Raw genomic sequence first — 3,391 nt, 5'->3', positions numbered from 1 at the left:
GCCGTGGGCAACAGCGACGCGCCCGCCGAGATCCTGATTTCGGACATGGTGGTGCAGTAAAGATGGCGCAGGGCGCGAAAGACGAACGTATCGAAGAAGCGATGATCCGGCAGGCGCGGGAGAGTTTCCAGCCCATGCCGACGCTGGAAATGATCATCGACCGGCTGGTGCTGGCGCTGGCGCCCGAGTTCAAATCCTATTGCTCCATCACGCCCGAGATCGATCTGATCTCGATGGATTACATGACCTATGAAGACGCGATGGAGGCTACCTGCACCCCGTCGCTTATCGCCGTCACGGTGGCGGAGGGCTGGAAAAGCAGGCTTGCCTGCGCGGTGGAGCCCGACCTTCTGTTCACCATCCTCGAAGTGATGCTGGGCGGGCGCAGAACCGCGCGTGCGAAATGGGTGCCGCGCAGCTTTACCGCCTTCGAAAAGCGGATCGGCGGCCAGCTGGCGGAACTGGCGCTCACGGCGTTCGAGGGGTGCTGCGCCGGGATCAGCCCGGTTCATTTCGACATCCGGACGCTGGAAACGAACCCCAGATCGGTGGTGCTGGTCCCGCCGGGGACGGCCACGCTGCGGGTGCGACTGCGGCTCAGGATCGACGAGCGCGACGGGCATCTGTCGCTCATCCTGCCCTATGGCGCGCTGGAAGAGGTGGGGGCGTTGCTGGCGCAACCGTACCTCGGCGGGCGACCGGGGGGCGATAGCGGTTGGCGCAACGAGATCAATTCGCAAATATCGGGCACGACCGTGAAGATCACCGCCTTGCTGCGCGAACTGCCGATCCCCCTGCACGACGTGATGCGCTGGAAACCGGGCGATGTGATCGACCTTGGCATGACGCTGGATCAGCCGGTAGTGGGGATGGTCAACGAACAGGCGATGTTTCAGGCGTCCTTTGGTCAGCGCACCAACGGCTCGCTGGCGCTGCGCGTGACGCAGATGCTGCTGAAGCAGAACGCCCGCGACGAAGAGGAGGAGGACGAGGATGCTGCCGGGGCTGATTGACATCGTGATCGTCGTTCTGCTGGTCGGAACGCTCGGCTATGGGGTCGTGCTGGACCGGCGCGTGCGCAAGTTGATGGAAACCTTGCGGGAGATGGAGCCGATGGTCGGTGCCTTTTCCAGCGCGGTGGATCAGTCCGCCAAATCGGTGGAAGACCTGCGCAGGATCTCCGAAGATGCGCGGCGGCCCGATCCGCCCCTGTCCCGCAAGGGGCCTGGGGGCAAAGCGGCCCAGCCTGCCCCGGTTGCTTCGCCTGCCGAACGGCTCGCTGCCGCGCGTGAAAAGGCGCCCGTACGCGGGCAGGCCTCCGTCCCGGGTAAATCGGACCTCGTCCGGACGTTCTTCGACATTACCAAGGAGCGCAAGGAATGAGCATCCTCTCCGTCCCCAAGCTTGCCCTTCTGGGACTTGGCCTCGCCGGGGTGTTGAAAGTTTCCGTTGATCTGGTGCCCGCCGATTTATTCATGGGCGCGCAGCAGGATGCGGGCCTGTCCCAGCCCCGGCCCGAACGGCTGGTCATGGCGGCGATGGCGGCCCCGGCGCCCGAAGTCACCGACATGTCGTCCGACCTATCGGCAGACGCCAGCCAGCCGGGTGAAAGCGGTATGTGCGAGCCGGGCGAAGCCATCGCCGCCGCCATCGCCGAGGAACGCGGATTGCTGGAGGTTCAGCGCAAGGAGCTTTCCGACCGGGAGGCGCGCATCGCGCTGGCCGAGGAAAGCCTGCGGACCGAACAGGAACGCCTCGCCGAGGTACGCGATGAGATCGCCGCGCAGCTGGAGCGGATCGAAAAGGCGAACAATCAGGACATGACCAAACTGGTCGAACTGTATCGCAACATGAAGCCGCAGGTCGCGGCCGGTATCATGGACGAGATCGATATCGAGACCGCCGTGCTGGTGATCGGTGCTATGCCCGAACGGGACGCGGCGCAGGTGGTGGGCGAACTGAGCCTCGTCCGCGCGCGGTTGATCACCAAGATCATTCTGGAACAATCGAAGCTGCCCGCCGACCGCAACCTTGAGGGGCTGCGCCTGCGCTGAGCGGGGCGCGCGCCTTCATTCTTCGCGCAAGGTGGACCCTTCGGGGGGGGTGCGCCTGTTGTTGCGGCGCAGATCCATCACGTAGCCGATAATCTCCGCCACCGCCTGCCAGTGTTCGACCGGCACGCGTTCATCGACTTCGACGCTCGCATGGAGGGCGCGGGCGAGGGGGCGGTTCTCGATCATCGGAATGTCATGCTCCCGCGCGATTTCGCGGATGCGCGCGGCCATGACATCCGCACCCTTGGCCACGCAGAGGGGCACGTCATCCTTGCCCTGTTCGTAGCGCAGCGCGACGGCGTAATGGGTCGGGTTGGTCAGGATCACGCTGGCGGTCGGCACCGCCTGCGCCATGCGCTGGCGCGCCCGGGCGCGGCGCAGCTCGGCCCGCCGGGCCCTGATCTGCGGATCGCCTTCGCTGTCCTTGTGCTCGTCCCGGACCTCCTTGAGGCTCATCATCTGTTTCTTCTTCCACTGGGACCGTTTCCACAGGATGTCAGCCAGCGCGATCGGCACCAGAAAGACGGTGGTGACAAGGAATATCCAGCGTACCGAGTCGAGCGTGAAGGCGGGCAGTTGCTCCGGCAGGAAATTCTGTGTCTGCCCCAGCGACTGTGCGAGGTCCCGCACGGCCCAGACGGTGATCACCCCGATCACCAGCACCTTGCCGGTGTTCTTGAGGAATTCGACGAAAGCATCCGCCGAAAAGAGCCGCTTGAACCCGGAAAGGGGGTTGAGTTTCGACAGTTTCGGCTTGATCCGTTCGGCGGCCACGACGGTTTCGCCCTGCACCATCACGCCAAAGAGCGCGGCCAGCACCATGATGCCCACGATCGGCAGCATGGCCAGCCCGACTGAGAAGCCAAGCGATTGCAGCATGTTGCCCGTGTCCGACAGGCCCGCGCCGCCATCGCCAACGGCGGCAAGCCCCGCCCCGGTCAGCGGCGCGCTGAGCGCGTCGACCAGCCTGCCGGAAGTCGTGGGCAGAATGAAGATCAGGATCATCAGCAGCGCGAACACCACCATGGCGGTGCCGGTTTCGCGGGATTGCGGAACATCGCCCTTCTTGCGCGCATCGCGCAATTTCTTCTCGGTCGGTTCCTCGGTCTTTGAACTCTTGTCTTCTTCCGACATGGTTTCAGAATCCGTAGGTTTGCAGCCATTCCGCGAAGGGTTCGAGGAACCCGCGCATCATGGTCGGGATCGCGAGAACCAGCAAGGCCAGTGCCGAACCGATCAGCAAGGGCTGGGCGATGAAGAAGACCTGCAGGGTCGCCATCATGCGGTTCGCCAGACCCATCCCGACGTTGAGCACCAGCCCCGCAATGTAGAAGGGC

At 64.4% G+C, this 3,391-nt stretch carries 5 protein-coding genes; 3 read left to right on the top strand and 2 right to left on the bottom strand.

The window, feature by feature from the left end; all coding sequences use genetic code 11:
• The 3 genes from A3764_RS17230 to A3764_RS17220 form a co-directional block, all read left to right on the top strand.
• Positions 1-1,013 (top strand): flagellar motor switch protein FliM (locus A3764_RS17230; RefSeq protein ID WP_236628234.1); only part of this gene is annotated, 1,013 nt, incomplete at its 5' end.
• On the top strand, positions 994-1,383 hold the full coding sequence (locus A3764_RS17225) for a hypothetical protein (RefSeq protein WP_067925818.1): 390 nt from the start codon (positions 994-996) through the stop codon (positions 1,381-1,383). The genes A3764_RS17230 and A3764_RS17225, both read left to right, overlap by 20 nt.
• Entirely contained in the window at positions 1,380-2,054 is a 675-nt protein-coding gene (locus A3764_RS17220) for a hypothetical protein (protein ID WP_067925815.1), read from the top strand. Before A3764_RS17225 ends, A3764_RS17220 begins: the two co-directional genes overlap by 4 nt.
• A 15-nt stretch (positions 2,055-2,069) precedes the next feature.
• Here A3764_RS17220 and flhB read toward each other — a convergent pair whose 3' ends face one another.
• Positions 2,070-3,188 carry a flagellar biosynthesis protein FlhB gene (gene flhB, locus A3764_RS17215; RefSeq protein ID WP_067925812.1) on the bottom strand — a complete coding sequence of 373 codons (1,119 nt, stop codon included), beginning with the start codon at positions 3,186-3,188 and terminating at the stop codon, positions 2,070-2,072.
• Positions 3,189-3,192: 4 nt separating this feature from the next.
• On the bottom strand, positions 3,193-3,391 hold a 199-nt coding region (locus tag A3764_RS17210; protein WP_201722457.1), incomplete at its 5' end, for a flagellar biosynthetic protein FliR.

Origin of the sequence: Sulfitobacter sp. HI0129 (assembly GCF_001635395.1) — a bacterium.
Taxonomy (GTDB): Bacteria; Pseudomonadota; Alphaproteobacteria; order Rhodobacterales; family Rhodobacteraceae; genus Sulfitobacter.
This window is presented reverse-complemented; position numbering and strand designations above follow the sequence as displayed.